Below are 13,675 nucleotides of genomic sequence, written 5' to 3' on the forward strand. Positions count from 1 at the left end.
GGGCAACGCCCATCCCCACCAAACAACACACCAAGCCCGATTGAGGAGCAGACGATGGCTGAGTTCGTGACCGGCACCACCCGCGGCGGCGCCGCCTGGACGCCGAAATTCGTGGAAAGCATCGACCAGAAGATGTGCATCGGCTGCGGCCGTTGCTTCAAGGTCTGCGGCCGCGACGTGCTGGAGCTGATCGGCATCACCGAGGACGGCGACATCGTCGACGCCTTCGACGACGAGGCCGAGAAGAAGGTCATGAGCGTCAAGAACGCCGGCAACTGCATCGGCTGCGAGAGCTGCGGCAAGGTCTGCTCCAAGAACTGCATCACCCACTTGCCCCAGGCGGCCTGACGGCTGCCCAGTTGGTCTGAGACGGCCTGACGGCCGCCCGCCCCCGGAGGAGGACGCCATGGGCATCCTGCACGCCGCCCCGCCGGGGGTGGGCGACACCACGCGGCTGTACCGCTGGCTGACCGACCGCCAGGGACGCTGCAACGTCTTCGACGCGCATCTGTTCGCCTGCATCCTGTCCCGCCGCTGGTCGGCGGGCCCGGGCGCGTTGGGTCTCGACGACCGGGCGCTCGGCCAGCTTCTCGACCGCTATTTCCCTGGCGCCTTCGCGGCCGGCCTGCCGGTTCCCGACAGTTCGCCCACCCCCCTGCCCCCGCTTCTCCAGAGCGAAGCGGACGACATCGCCGCTCTTCTGCTCGCCCACCGCTCGCTGGGCATCGAGGAGGAGGCATGGCTCGCCGCCATCGTGGCTCGGGCCATGCTCGACGAGGGTGAACTGTGGCGGGATCTCGGTCTGGCCGGACCGAGCCATCTCGCGGCGCTGATGGAGCGCCATTTCGACTCGCTGACCCTGCTGAACGCCACCGGCACCCGCTGGAAGGCTTTTCTCTACCGCTTCCTCTGCGCGCGGGACGGGCTGATCCCCTGCGGCGCCCCGGTCTGCCGCGATTGCGGCGCGGAGGCCGTGTGCTTCGGGTCGGGTGATTGACGGAACCGATCCGTCAATCACCCCTCTTCCCAAATCACTCCTCCCCCAGGCCCTTCGCCAGCGCGGCGATGACGCCGTAGCCGACCCGGTCCTGCGGATCGATGTCCGTCAGCTTCGCGAGGATCGCCCTCGCCTCCTCCACCCGTCCGCTGCGCAGGCTGATGAAGGCCAACGCCTTCAAGGTGAAGAGGGTGAAGCGCGGCGGCCCTTCCTTCGCCCAATCCGTGCTGTCTACGCGCAGGCTCCGCCAGTCGCCGGCATAGCCGCCCTCACGCGCCGCCGCGTCCAGCCCGATCGTCGCCACCCGCTCCGCGTCCGCGAAGCGCTTGCGGTTGAAATAGAATTTGTAGAGCGCGTAGAAGACCGGCAGGACGCGTGGCCCCATCCGGTGGGCCTCCCACAGCAGGGCCTCGCAGGCCGCGGCGTCGGGGCGGGCCTTCACCGCCTCCTGCAGTTTCTCGTCGATGTGTTCGGGCACCTCGCCGAAGGCCATCCGCCCGTTGGACATCCGCAGTTCGACCGGCCGCTCCATCACCCGTCCCCTTCCGTTGTTTCGCAAAACCGTGCGCCCGACCGACAATCCTGTATGGGCCGCAAGCCCGTTTCGCAAAAGCCCATAATTAAATTGTGCGTCCTTTCGTCGCAACATGTCGCAAAGCCGACATGGTCCCGACCCGACAATTGTCGGGAAAACACCAGCCGCTTGACCTGACAATTCATCAAAATCAACAACTTAAAAGTTGGCACGCCGCTTGCTGATCCTATGACCAGGAACGGTCGGCATGCCCGACGAAGCATTTGGAGGCGGCAGACATGGTGACCCTGACGGATGCGGCGGTGAACACCCTGGAGCGCGTGCTGGCGAAGTCTGGCGGCGCCGCGGCCGGCCTGCGCATCGCGGTGGCCGACGGCGGCTGCGCCGGCATGAAGTACCAAATGGGGCTGGAGGCCACGGCGGGCGACGAAGACGCCGTGCTGACCTTCGGCCCGGTGACGATCTTCGTCGATCCGACCAGCCAGCCCTTCCTGACCGGCGTGGTGGTCGATTTCGTCGAAGGGGTCGAGGGCGCGGGCTTCAAGTTCGACAACCCCAACGCCACGGGCAGCTGCGGCTGCGGCAAGTCCTTCTCGGCGGGTCCGGGGGGCAGCTGCTCCTCCGCGCCGGCGGCCGGCGGCTGCGGCACCGCCCACTAACCCCGAACACTCTCCCCCCACCCGGTAACGCGGGAAAGGCAAGGCGTCATGTGGAACTACACCGACAAGGTCAAGGAACACTTCTTCAACCCGAAGAACGCCGGCGCGCTGGATGAGGCGAACGCCGTGGGCGAGGTCGGGTCGATCACCTGCGGCGACGCCCTGAAGCTGATGATGAAGGTCAATCCCGACAGCCAGGTCATCGAGGACGCGAAGTTCCAGACCTTCGGCTGCGGCTCGGCCATCGCGTCCTCGTCGGCGCTGACGGAGATGATCATCGGCAAGACGGTGGACGAGGCGCTGGCCGTCACCAACCGCGACATCGCCGAGTATCTGGGCGGCCTGCCGCCGGAGAAGATGCACTGTTCGGTCATGGGCGCCGAGGCGCTCCGCGCCGCCATCGCCAACTTCAAGGGCGAGGAGTGGGTCGACGACCACGAGGAAGGCGAGCTGGTCTGCAAGTGCTTCGGCATCGACGCGGCGATGATCGAGCGCGCGGTGACCGTCAACAGCCTGACCACGCTGGAGGAGGTCACCCACTACACCAAGGCCGGCGGCTCCTGCCAGACCTGCCACGAGAAGATCGAGGAGGTGCTGGAGGCCGTGCTCGCCAAGACCGGCGCGCTGGCCCCGCCCAAGCCCCACGCCCCCGGCACGGTCGGGCTGGACGCCATCAAGCCGCTGGCCCCGAAGGCCGAGGCCGCCCCGGCGAAGCTGACCAACGTGCAGCGCATGCAGAAGATCATGTTCGCCATCGAGGAGCTGCGCCCGCAGATCCAGCGCGACGGCGGCGACGTGGAGCTGGTGGACATCGACGGCAAGGACATCTATGTCCGCCTGACCGGCGCCTGCTCCGGCTGTTCGCAGTCCGCCGGCACCATGATGGGCGTGCAGGCCAAGCTGGTCGAGGCGCTGGGCGAGTTCGTCCGCGTCAAGCCCGCCTCCCTCCTGCCGGCGGGGGCCTGAGCCATGACCGCACAGGGAATCTACCTCGACAACAACGCCACCACCCGCGTCGATCCGGAGGTGCTGGCGGAGATGCTGCCGCTGTTCACCGAGCAGTTCGGCAACCCCTCCTCCATGCACGGCTTCGGCGCCGCGGTGGGCGGCAAGATCGAGTGGGCGCGCAAGCAGGTGCAGGCGCTGCTCGGCGCCGCCCATGACAGCGAGATCGTCTTCACCTCCGGCGGCACGGAGAGCGACAACACCGCCATCCTGTCGGTGCTGGAGGCCTATCCGAAGAAGAAGAGCATCGTCACCAGCGTGGTCGAGCATCCCGCCGTCCTGGCGCTGTGCGACTATCTGGAGAAGAAGCGCGGCTACACCGTCCACCGCATCGGCGTGGACAACCGGGGCAACCTCGACCTCGACGCCTACAAGGCGGCGCTGGGGCCGGACGTCGCCATCGTCTCGATCATGTGGGCAAACAACGAGACCGGGACGATCTTCCCGATCGAGGAGCTGGCCCAGCTCACCAAGGCCGCCGGCGCGGTGTTCCACACCGACGCGGTGCAGGCGGTCGGCAAGATCCCGATGACGCTCGCCACCAGCGCGGTGGACATGCTGTCGCTGTCCGGCCACAAGCTGCACGCGCCCAAGGGCATCGGCGCGCTCTATGTCAAGCGCGGCCTGCGCTTCCGCCCGATGCTGCGCGGCGGCCACCAGGAGCGCTCGCGCCGCGCCGGCACGGAGAACGCGCCGGGCATCGTCGGGCTGGGGGCGGCCGCACAGCTCGCGCTCATGCACATGACCGACGAGAACACGCGGGTGAAGGCGCTGCGCGACAAGCTGGAGCAGGCCATCCTGGCCGCCGTTCCCAACTGCTTCGTCACCGGCAACCCGGCCAACCGCCTGCCCAACACCTGCAACGTCGCCTTCGAGTACATCGAGGGCGAGGCGATCCTCCTCCTGCTGAACGAGGCCGGCATCGCCGCCTCGTCGGGGTCGGCCTGCACCTCCGGGTCGCTGGAGCCGAGCCACGTGATGCGCGCGATGGGCGTGCCCTACACCGCCGCCCACGGCGCCACCCGCTTCTCCCTGTCGCGCGAAACGACCGAGGAGGAGATCGACCGGGTGATCGCGGTGGTCCCCGGCATCATCGCGAAGCTGCGCTCGCTGTCGCCCTACTGGTCGCAGGCGGGCGCGCCGAAGGAGTTCGCACCGGTTTACTCGTAACACCGAGATCGCAGGCCGGGCCGGGCCCGCGTCCCGGCAACCCGCCCGACGACACCCGCCGGGACGCGGTTCCCCGGCCCGGTCTGCGACACAACACACCTCCCGGCCCCCTCCCCATCCCTCCCCCGCTGTCGCGGTGGAGGGGGCAGAGCGGCGGCAGTCCCCTCTCCTGCGAAGCGGGGGAGGGTTAGGGAGGGGGCAACCACCGCGACGCATTCGCATCGAGGCTCACGTCATGCCGACGGCCGGTTCCACCATCATCAACGACACGACGCTGCGCGACGGGGAGCAGACGGCGGGGGTCGCCTTCACGCTCGACGAGAAGATCGCCATCGCCCGCGCGCTCGACGAGGCCGGCGTGCCGGAGCTGGAGATCGGCATCCCCGCCATGGGTCCGGAGGAGCGCGAGGGCATCCGCGCCGTGGCCGCGCTGGGGCTGAAGGCCCGGCTGATGGTCTGGTGCCGCATGCACGACACCGACCTGAAGGCGGCGCTGGACTGCAAGGTCGGCACCGTCAACCTGTCGATGCCCGTCTCCGACATCCACATCACCAGGAAGCTGAAGCGCAGCCGCGCCTGGGCCTTGGCGGAGATCGAACGCAAGGTCAAGACGGCCCGCGACCACGGGCTGGAGGTCAGCCTGGGCGGCGAGGACTCCTCGCGCGCTGACATGGATTTCCTGATCGCCGCAGCGACGGTGGCGCAGGAAGCCGGCGCCCGCCGCTTCCGCTTCGCCGACACGCTGGGCGTGCTCGACCCCTTCCAAACGCGCGCCTGCATCGAACGGCTGCGCCGGGCCACCGACCTGGAGATCGAGATCCACGCCCACGACGACCTCGGCCTCGCCAACGCCAACTCGCTGGCCGCCGTGCTGGGCGGAGCGACCCACGTCAACACCACCGTCAACGGGCTGGGCGAACGCGCCGGCAACGCCCCGCTGGAGGAGGTGGTGGTGTCGCTGAAGGTGCTCTACGGGCAGGACTGCGGCGTGGACACCCGCGCGCTGGGGGCGATCTCCGACCTCGTGGAGCGCGCCTCCAACCGGCCGGTGGCGGTCAACAAGTCGATCGTCGGCGACGCCGTCTTCACGCACGAGGCCGGCATCCACGTCGACGGGCTGCTGCGCGACCGCGCCACCTACCAGAATTTCGACCCCGCCGAGGTGGGGCGCGAACACCGCATCGTGCTGGGCAAGCATTCCGGCACGGCTGGGGTGAAGATGGCCTACGGCCAGCTCGGCATCGCCTGCGACGACGCCACCGCCCAGGCGGTGCTGCCGCGGGTCCGCGCCCTCGCCACCCGCGCCAAGCGCGCCCCGACGGCGGAGGAGCTGCGCGCCTTCCACGACGACGCCACCCGCTGGAGCGTCGTCTCTTCGTGATCCGGAGGACCCCATGGCCGCGATCGACGCCCACCCGGACCTCGCCATGAATGAGACCAGCCTGTGGCGGCTGCTGCGCGAGGATGTCGCCTGCGTCTTCGACCGCGACCCAGCGGCGCGCAACGTCTTCGACGTGCTCACCTGCTACCCCGGCATCCACGCGCTGGTGGTCCATCGGCTGTCCAACGCCGCGTGGCGGCGGGGTCTGCGCTGGCCGGCGCGTTTCCTGTCCTATCTGGCCCGCGCCCTGACCAACATCGACATCCACCCCGGCGCCACCATCGGCCGCCGCTTCTTCATCGATCACGGGGCCGGCGTCGTCATCGGCGAAACCGCGGAGGTCGGCGACGACGTGACGCTCTATCACGGGGTGACGCTGGGCGGCACCTCCTGGACCAAGGGCAAGCGGCACCCGACGCTGGGCGACGGCGTGCTGGTCGGGTCCGGGGCCAAGATCCTGGGGCCGATCACCGTCGGCGCCCACGGCCGCGTCGGCGCCAACTCCGTGGTGACCAAGGACGTGCCGGAGGGCATGACGGTGGTCGGCATCCCCGGCCGCATCGTCCGTCCGGACACCCAGCGCCGGCTGGCCGCCCACGGCATCGACCTCGACCACCATCTGATGCCCGACCCGGTCGGCAAGGCCATCGCCTGCCTGATCGACCACATCAACCGCATCGAGGCCCGGCTGGAAGCCCACGCGGCGGAGGAGGCCACGCGCCCCGCCCCACCGCTAAGCGCGATCCGGCTGGACGATCTGCCGCTCGACGGCATCGTCTGCCGGAGCTGCGGCAACCTGTGCGACCAGGACGCCTGCGGCGACCGCGACCACCACACCCATTCCCCCGACACCGGCGCGCGCGCCGATCATTACGTCATCTGAACGGAAAGGACCCCGCCATGAGCTTCAAGGACGATCTGGAGGATCTGGAGACCGCGGAGGACTTCCTGCGCTTCCTCGGCGTCACCTACGAGCAGCGCGTGGTGAACGTGAACCGCCTGCACATCCTGCAGCGCTTCCACGACTATCTGTCCGCCGACACCGGCATGGAGGGGCTGGACGACGAGGGCATGGCCGCGCGCTACAGCGCCCATCTGGAGCGCGCCTATCAGGACTTCGTGGCGTCCAACGCCATCGCCGAGAAGACCTTCAAGGTCCACCAGGAGGAGGCGCGCAAGATGGCCGACCGCTTCGTGCCGCTGGACGCCCTGCTGCCGACCTGATCCGTTTCACCCTTCGTTTCCAAGACGGCCTGCGGACCCGCCCCCGGCGAGCGTCCGCGGGCCGTCATGCTTTCCGGCCATCCTCCGCGCCCTGTGCGGCCGTTGTCGGGTTTGTCCGGTAGGCGACAGAGGCCGGACCGGGTTGGGGCGTCGGTCAGGCCGTGACGGAAGCCCCCTGTTGAGAAGCCGACACGTCCGTTCTTTGTCGTTTTTGCGACAATCTCTCAACAGCGATAAAATCATTTAAATACAATATCTTACCGCGGTTGCGCAGAACTGGCACGCCGCTTGCTGGTACGACCATAGCCACGCCGCGCGACAGGCGGCGGAATGTCAAGGAGACCGGGATGCACATCGTTGTCTGTATCAAACAGGTGCCTGACAGCGCCCAGATCCGCATCCACCCCGTGACGAACACGATCATGCGTCAGGGCGTCCCGGCCATCATCAACCCCTTCGACCTCTTCTCGCTGGAGGAGGCGCTGCGGATCAAGGACAAGGTGGGCGCCCGCGTCACCGTCCTGACCATGGGGCCGCCGATGGCCGAAACCTCGCTGCGCAAGGCGCTGTCGCTGGGCGCCGACGACGCGGTGCTGCTGACCGACCGCAAGTTCGCCGGGTCGGACACGCTGGCGACCTCCTACGCCCTGACCTCCGCCATCAAGAAGCTGTCGGAGGAGGAGACGGTCGATCTGGTCTTCTGCGGCAAGCAGACGGTCGACGGCGACACCGCGCAGGTCGGTCCGGGCATCGCCACGCGGCTGGGCTTCCAGCAGCTCACCTACATCACGAAGATCGAATCGATCGACCAGGGCGCCAAGGAGATCGTTGTGCACCGCCGCTCCGAAGGCGGCGTGCAGGTGCTGAAGACCGCCCTGCCCTGCATGATCACGATGCTGGAAGGCACGAACACCATCCGCTTCGGCAAGATGGACGACATGTTCCGCGCCGCCCGCTACGGCCTGAAGACCTGGAACAAGGACACCACCGGCGCCGAAGAGACGAAGGTCGGGCTGAAGGGCTCGCCCACCGTCGTGTCGAAGGTCTTCGTGCCCAAGCCGCGCGCCCAGAAGGCCACCATGGTCGAGGCCGAGGCCCCCACCGCCGAGGCCCAGGCCGCCGCCGCGGTCGAAGCCATCCTCGGCGCCCAGCCGAAACTCGCCGACGAGCTGCTCGCCCGCGCCGCCGCCGGCCTGTGACGCGCTGGCCTTGACGCGCCGTTCCTGACGAATCCTCCGCCGGAGACATCCCGATGAGCGAACCAAGCAAGCCGCAGGGACGCAAGTTCCAACTGCCCGAGCACCTGAAGGAATACAAGGGCATCTGGGTGATCGTGGAGCAGGAGCGCGGCTCCGTCCATTCCGTGTCGTGGGAGCTGGTGGGCGAGGCCCGCAAGCTCGCCGACAAGCTGGGGGTCGAGGTGGGGGCCGTGGTGCTGGGCGCCGACAGCCCGGAGCTGAACGCCATCTGCGGCGACGCCTTCACCTACGGCGCCGACGTCGTCTATAAGGTGACCGACCCGGTCCTGGCCGACTACCGCACCGATCCCTACACGCGGGTGATGACCGACGTGGTCAACACCTACAAGCCGGAGATCGTGCTGCTGGGCGCCACCACGCTGGGCCGCGACCTCGCCGGCGCCATCGCCACCACGCTCGCCACCGGCCTGACCGCCGACTGCACCGAGCTGGACATCTACATGGACAACCGGTCGCTGGCGGCCACCCGCCCGACCTTCGGCGGCACCCTGCTCTGCACCATCCAGACGCTGGCCTACCGCCCGCAGATGGCCACGGTGCGCCCGCGTGTGATGTCGATGCCCGACCGCGACGACAGCCGCACCGGCCGCGTGGTCCAGGTGTTCCCGAACCTGCGTGAGACCGACGTCATCACCAAGGTGCTGAGCTTCATCGCCGACCGCGAGCAGAACGAGGCGCAGCTCGCCTTCGCCGACATCATCGTCGCGGCGGGCAAGGGGCTGGGCAAGCCGGAGAACCTGAAGCTGGTCTTCGACCTCGCCAGGGTTCTGGGCGGCGAGGTCGGGGTGACCCGTCCGCTGGTCCAGGCCGGCTGGACCGGCTTCGACCGCCAGGTCGGGCAGACCGGCAAGACGGTGCGCCCGAAGCTCTACATCGCCGCCGGCATCTCCGGCGCCATCCAGCACCGGGTCGGCATGGAAAAGTCCGACCTGATCCTGGCCATCAACACCGACCCCAACGCGCCGATCTTCGACTTCGCCCATCTCGGGCTGGTCGGCGACGCGCTGACCATCCTGCCGGCCCTGACCGACGCTTTCGGCAAGCGCCTCTCGGTCAACCGGCTGGCCGGCTAAGCAACCGGACGAACAGGAGCCACAAGGACCATGGTCGAAAAGTTCGACGCCATCGTCATCGGTGCCGGCCCGTCCGGCAACGCGGCGGCCTACACGCTGGCCAAGCAGGGCCTCAACGTTCTCCAGCTCGAGCGCGGGGAATATCCCGGCGCCAAGAACGTCCAGGGCGGCATCATGTACGCCGCCGAGCTGGAAAAGATCATCCCGGACTTCCGCGAGGATTGCCCGACCGAGCGCCACATCATCGAACAGCGCGTCTGGCTGCTCGGCGACGACAACTACATCGGCACCAACTACCGGTCGGACGCCTTCAACAGCGACAAGCCGAACCGCTACACGATCATCCGCGCCAACATCGACAAGTGGTTCTCCGAGAAGATCCGCGAGGCCGGCGGCCTGCAGATCTGCGAGACCACGGTGACGGAGCTGATCCGCGACGCCTCGGGCAAGGTCATCGGCGTGCGCACCGACCGCGAGGGCGGCGAGATCCACGCCGACGTGGTCATCATGGCCGATGGCGTGAACGCCCTGCTCGCCCGCCGCACCGGCTTCCAGCCGGAGCTGGCGCCGCAGAACGTCGCGCTGGCGGTCAAGGAGATCCTGTTCATCGATCCCGAACTGATCCAGCAGCGCTTCGGCCTGAAGGACGAAGAGGGCGTGGTCATCGAGATCATGGGCAAGGTGACCAAGGGCATGGTCGGCACGGCGTTCCTCTACACCAACAAGGAATCGCTGACGATCGGCATCGGCTGCCTGATCTCCGACTTCAAGGAGGGCGCCATCCCGCCCTACAAGATGCTGGAGGACCTGAAGAACCACCCCGTCATCAAGCCGCTCATCGAAGGGGCGGAGATGAAGGAATACGCCGCCCACATGATCCCCGAGGGCGGCTACAAGGCGGTTCCGCAGCTCTACGGCGACGGCTGGATGGTGGTCGGCGACGCCGCCCACTTCAACAACGCCGCCCACCGCGAGGGCTCCAACCTCGCCATGGCGTCGGGCCGCATGGCCGCGGAGACGGTGATCGAGCTGAAGCAGGCCGGCAAGCCCTTCAACGCCGCCAACCTCGCCGCCTACAAGAAGAAGCTGGACGACAGCTTCATCATGAAGGACCTGAAGAAGTACCGGAACCTGCCGGGCATCATGCACGAGAACAAGCAGTTCTTCGGCGCCTATCCCGACACGCTGACCGCCGCCGCCCACAGCTGGTTCACCGTGGACAGCGTCGACAAGAGGACGAAGGAGAAGGAGATCATGAAGTCCTTCGTCAAGAAGCGCTCGATCATGGGTCTGGTCGGCGACGCAATCAAGCTGGTGAGGGCCGTGCGATGAGCATTGTGGTCAAGATCGAAGAGAAGCTGTACCAGAACCGCTACATCGTCGACGAGAGCCGGCCGCACATCCAGATCCGCAACGAGGCGGTCTGCAAATCCTGCGAGTCCCAGGCCTGCACCATCTGCTGCCCGGCGGCCTGCTACAGCAAGAACGAGACGGGCAGCGTGACGCTGGCCACCGACGGCTGCCTGGAATGCGGCACCTGCCGCGTGGTCTGCCAGGACAAGGAAAATATTCAGTGGGACTACCCGCGGGGCGGCTACGGCATCAGTTATAAGTTTGGTTGAGGAACGCACCGGCGGTCCTACGGCCTTCGCCGCTGGTTTGCCGGTCGTCTCCCTCTCCTATCCGCCATGACTGAAACCCCTTCCCGCTCCGCGGGGAGGGGTTTTCTTTGTCGGCGGGGGATCGGCGCTCCCACCCGAATTTTCAACAAATCGGAGGATGCGGAAGGGACGGACGCTGCACATATCCGTTGTATCGAGACCCGCGGAACGAGGGAGACGGAACATGCAGCTTCGTGTCTGCTTCGAGAACATGAAGTCGGTCAACGTCAACGACGCGTCCATGATGCGGCATTATGCCGAAAGCTATCTTGCTGACTTCCGGCCAGAATGGGCGGGCTTCATCATGCTGCCGCACAACGAGACCCAGCGCGCCACGATGGAGCCGGCCTGGCAGATGCTGATCCGCAACGCCACGCCGGATATGGAACGCCGTCTGCTGGAGTATGTCCGGGGCAATCCGATGGCCGCCTACCATGTGCACATCTACCGCCGCGATCACGGGAACGAGGTCAAGGTCCAATGACGCCCGAGGGGTTGGACACGAGTCACCGCTCGTAGACACTCTCCGGCTGTTCGGACGAGGCCCGGATTGCGCGGCCCGCTGTGCAGAGCAGAAACCAGGAATCGCCGTCCGCGCCATCCCGCGGACGGCGATTTTTCGTTCCGTCCACGCCTGACGTCTCCGAAGCCCGCGCCGTCGCACGACGATGGGAAAAGCGGGAGCTTGTCGAAATCCGCGGAAAGCTTGCAATGCGCCTCTCCATCAAGGTCCTTCTTCTCGTGGTTCTGAACCTGCTCGGCGTGCTGCTTGCCGTCAGCGACGTCGTCGGGCTGCGCGCGCTCAACATGGCGAACGCCGACCTGCGGTCGGTGCATGACGACCGGGTGCTGCCGCTGCGCAACCTGAAGATCATCTCGGACGCCTACGCCGTCTTCATCGTCGACGCCTCGCACAAGGCCCGCAACGGCAACTTCACCTGGGACGAAAGCCTGGCATCCGCCCGCAAGGCGAAGGAGGACATCCGGTCGCACTGGTCCGCCTATCTCGCCAACACGCTCAATGACGAGGAGCGGGCCCTTGTCGATCAGGTCAAGCCGGACATGGCCAAGGCCGACATCCTGATCGAGCGGCTGATCGGCATCCTGTCGGACAAGGACAGCCGGGCGCTGGACGGCTTCGTCCGAAAGGAGCTGTACCAGACCATCGACCCCGTCACCGACCGCATCGGCCTGCTGATCGACCTCCAGGTGCGCGTCGCCGGCGAAAGCTACGAGGCCGCCCAGAAGACCCACGACATGGCCAGCACGACCGCCTGGACGCTGCTGGCCGTCGGCATTGCCATGGTGCTGCTGGGCGTGATGGTGGTGGTCCGCCGCGTCGTCGGCCCGGTGGGGCGCCTGACCGCCGCGATGCGGCGGATCGCCGACGGCGACTATGCCGAAGCCGTGCCGGGAAGCGGCGGGCACGACGAGATCGGCGCGATGGCCCGCGCGGTGGAGGTGTTCAAGGCCAACGGTCTGGAGAACCAGCGCATGCGCCAGGAGCAGGAACGCCAGCGCGAGCAGGCCGAGATCGCCAAGCGCGACGCGCTGGAGAACATGGCCCAGACGGTGGAGCGCGAAACCCGCAACGCCGTGGACCGGGTGGCCGAGCGCACCGGGCAGATGGAAGGCAACGCCGCGGCCATGGCCCGGTCGGCGGACGCCGTCGGGGCGAACAGCCAGTCGGTGGCCGCCGCCGCGGAGCAGGCCCTGCGCAACGCCCAGACCGTCGCCGCCGCCTCGGAGGAGTTGGCCGCCTCGATCCGCGAGATCGGCACCCAGGTGGCGCAGGCCAGCAGCATCACCCGCATCGCCGTGGACAAGGGTGATCAGGCGCGCGGCACCATCCAGTCGCTGTCCGACGCCGTGCAGAAGATCGGCGACGTCGCCCAGCTCATCCAGAACATCGCCAGCCAGACCAACCTGCTGGCGCTGAACGCCACCATCGAGGCGGCACGGGCCGGGGAAGCCGGCAAGGGCTTCGCCGTGGTGGCCAGCGAGGTGAAGAATCTGGCGAACCAGACCGCGCAGGCGACCGAGGACATCGCCACCCAGATCGGCGAGATCCAGGCCGCGACCGGCGGCGCCGTGGCTGCCGTCTCCACCATCACCGAGAGCATCACCGAGGTCGATCAGGTTGCCGCCGCCATCGCCGCCGCGATGGAGGAACAGGCCGCCGCGACCCAGGAGATCAGCCGCAACGTCAACCAGACCGCCGACGCCGCGCGCGAGGTCTCCCGCCGCATCGCCGAGGTCTCCAGCGAGGCGCAGGCCACCGGCGACCGCGCGTCCGACGTGCGCACCGTCGCCGACGACGTCTCGGGGAGCATCGATGAGCTGCGCGGCATCCTGGTCCGCGTCGTCCGCACCTCGATGAGCGAGGTGGACCGCCGCCGCGAGGCCCGCTACGCGGTGGATCTGCCCGCCCGCGCCGAAACCTCCGCCGGCAACCGGATCTGCCGCCTGCACAACCTGTCCTCCAGCGGTGCTGCGCTGCAGGTCTGGGACGGCGCCACGAACGGCGGGCGCGGCGCGCTGCACATCGACGGCTTCGGCATGCCCCTGCCCTTCACCGTCGTGACGGTCGAGGCCCAGAGCTGCCACGTCCGTTTCGAGTTGCCGGACGAGGCGAAGGCCGGCTTCGAACAGCGGTTCAACACGCTGGTCCGCGACCGTGCCCTGCGGCCGATGGCCGCTTGAGGAACCAC

Annotated in this window: 16 protein-coding genes; 14 read left to right on the forward strand and 2 right to left on the reverse strand. The window is 67.9% G+C overall.

Features of this window, described 5'->3' with window-relative positions; genetic code table 11:
* Positions 1-54: 54 nt before the first annotated feature.
* The gene (fdxB, locus tag ABAZ39_RS09840) at positions 55-348 is read left to right on the forward strand and encodes a ferredoxin III, nif-specific (protein WP_014239775.1); all 294 of its coding nucleotides are present in this window, start codon (positions 55-57) and stop codon (positions 346-348) included.
* A gap of 58 nt (positions 349-406) precedes the next feature.
* On the forward strand, positions 407-997 hold the full coding sequence (locus ABAZ39_RS09845; protein WP_051657913.1) for a nitrogen fixation protein NifQ: 591 nt from the start codon (positions 407-409) through the stop codon (positions 995-997).
* A gap of 34 nt (positions 998-1,031) precedes the next feature.
* On the opposite strand, the gene ABAZ39_RS09850 is transcribed toward ABAZ39_RS09845, so the two are convergent.
* Positions 1,032-1,529: a hypothetical protein gene (locus ABAZ39_RS09850; RefSeq protein WP_051657914.1), complete on the reverse strand. Its 498-nt coding sequence runs from the start codon at positions 1,527-1,529 to the stop codon at positions 1,032-1,034.
* A 281-nt stretch (positions 1,530-1,810) separates the two neighbouring features.
* On the opposite strand from ABAZ39_RS09850, the gene ABAZ39_RS09855 reads away from it, so the two are divergent.
* The 6 genes from ABAZ39_RS09855 to nifW all read left to right on the forward strand — a co-directional run bounded on the left by ABAZ39_RS09855 (position 1,811) and on the right by nifW (position 6,971).
* Complete coding sequence (locus ABAZ39_RS09855; protein WP_014239772.1) at positions 1,811-2,191, forward strand: HesB/IscA family protein; 381 nt, start codon at positions 1,811-1,813, stop codon at positions 2,189-2,191.
* A gap of 48 nt (positions 2,192-2,239) precedes the next feature.
* Positions 2,240-3,157 (forward strand): Fe-S cluster assembly protein NifU, encoded by a 918-nt coding sequence (gene nifU / locus ABAZ39_RS09860; protein WP_038529006.1) that lies wholly within the window; start codon positions 2,240-2,242, stop codon positions 3,155-3,157.
* Between the two features lie 3 nt (positions 3,158-3,160).
* Positions 3,161-4,366 (forward strand): cysteine desulfurase NifS, encoded by a 1,206-nt coding sequence (nifS, locus tag ABAZ39_RS09865; protein ID WP_038529009.1) that lies wholly within the window; start codon positions 3,161-3,163, stop codon positions 4,364-4,366.
* A 235-nt stretch (positions 4,367-4,601) separates the two neighbouring features.
* Positions 4,602-5,747, forward strand: coding sequence for a homocitrate synthase (nifV, locus tag ABAZ39_RS09870; RefSeq protein ID WP_038529012.1), 1,146 nt, complete (start codon positions 4,602-4,604; stop codon positions 5,745-5,747).
* 13 nt (positions 5,748-5,760) lie between these two features.
* Positions 5,761-6,630 carry a serine O-acetyltransferase gene (gene cysE, locus ABAZ39_RS09875; protein WP_038529015.1) on the forward strand — a complete coding sequence of 290 codons (870 nt, stop codon included), beginning with the start codon at positions 5,761-5,763 and terminating at the stop codon, positions 6,628-6,630.
* A 17-nt stretch (positions 6,631-6,647) separates the two neighbouring features.
* Positions 6,648-6,971, forward strand: coding sequence for a nitrogenase-stabilizing/protective protein NifW (gene nifW / locus ABAZ39_RS09880; RefSeq protein WP_035672214.1), 324 nt, complete (start codon positions 6,648-6,650; stop codon positions 6,969-6,971).
* A gap of 154 nt (positions 6,972-7,125) precedes the next feature.
* Here the strand turns inward: nifW and ABAZ39_RS36415 are convergent, their stop codons facing one another.
* Positions 7,126-7,395: a hypothetical protein gene (locus ABAZ39_RS36415; protein WP_162473405.1), complete on the reverse strand. Its 270-nt coding sequence runs from the start codon at positions 7,393-7,395 to the stop codon at positions 7,126-7,128.
* On the opposite strand from ABAZ39_RS36415, the gene ABAZ39_RS09885 reads away from it, so the two are divergent.
* The 6 genes from ABAZ39_RS09885 (at position 7,319) to ABAZ39_RS09910 (ending at position 13,667) form a co-directional block, all read left to right on the forward strand.
* Positions 7,319-8,170: an electron transfer flavoprotein subunit beta/FixA family protein gene (locus ABAZ39_RS09885; protein WP_038529018.1), complete on the forward strand. Its 852-nt coding sequence runs from the start codon at positions 7,319-7,321 to the stop codon at positions 8,168-8,170. The two genes, ABAZ39_RS36415 and ABAZ39_RS09885, sit on opposite strands and share 77 nt — an antisense overlap.
* A 53-nt stretch (positions 8,171-8,223) precedes the next feature.
* Positions 8,224-9,303, forward strand: a complete 1,080-nt coding sequence (locus ABAZ39_RS09890; protein WP_038529021.1) for an electron transfer flavoprotein subunit alpha/FixB family protein — start codon at positions 8,224-8,226, stop codon at positions 9,301-9,303.
* A 30-nt stretch (positions 9,304-9,333) separates the two neighbouring features.
* Positions 9,334-10,635, forward strand: a complete 1,302-nt coding sequence (locus ABAZ39_RS09895) for an FAD-dependent oxidoreductase (RefSeq protein ID WP_038529024.1) — start codon at positions 9,334-9,336, stop codon at positions 10,633-10,635.
* Positions 10,632-10,925, forward strand: a complete 294-nt coding sequence (locus ABAZ39_RS09900) for a ferredoxin family protein (protein ID WP_081862943.1) — start codon at positions 10,632-10,634, stop codon at positions 10,923-10,925. The genes ABAZ39_RS09895 and ABAZ39_RS09900 overlap by 4 nt, the downstream gene beginning before the upstream one ends.
* Before the next feature lie 223 nt (positions 10,926-11,148).
* Positions 11,149-11,448: a hypothetical protein gene (locus ABAZ39_RS09905; protein WP_038529028.1), complete on the forward strand. Its 300-nt coding sequence runs from the start codon at positions 11,149-11,151 to the stop codon at positions 11,446-11,448.
* 227 nt (positions 11,449-11,675) lie between these two features.
* Positions 11,676-13,667 (forward strand): methyl-accepting chemotaxis protein, encoded by a 1,992-nt coding sequence (locus ABAZ39_RS09910; protein ID WP_038529031.1) that lies wholly within the window; start codon positions 11,676-11,678, stop codon positions 13,665-13,667.
* Positions 13,668-13,675 lie beyond the last annotated feature (8 nt).

Origin of the sequence: Azospirillum argentinense (genome assembly GCF_000632475.1) — a bacterium.
In the GTDB taxonomy this organism is placed as follows: domain Bacteria; phylum Pseudomonadota; class Alphaproteobacteria; order Azospirillales; family Azospirillaceae; genus Azospirillum; species Azospirillum baldaniorum.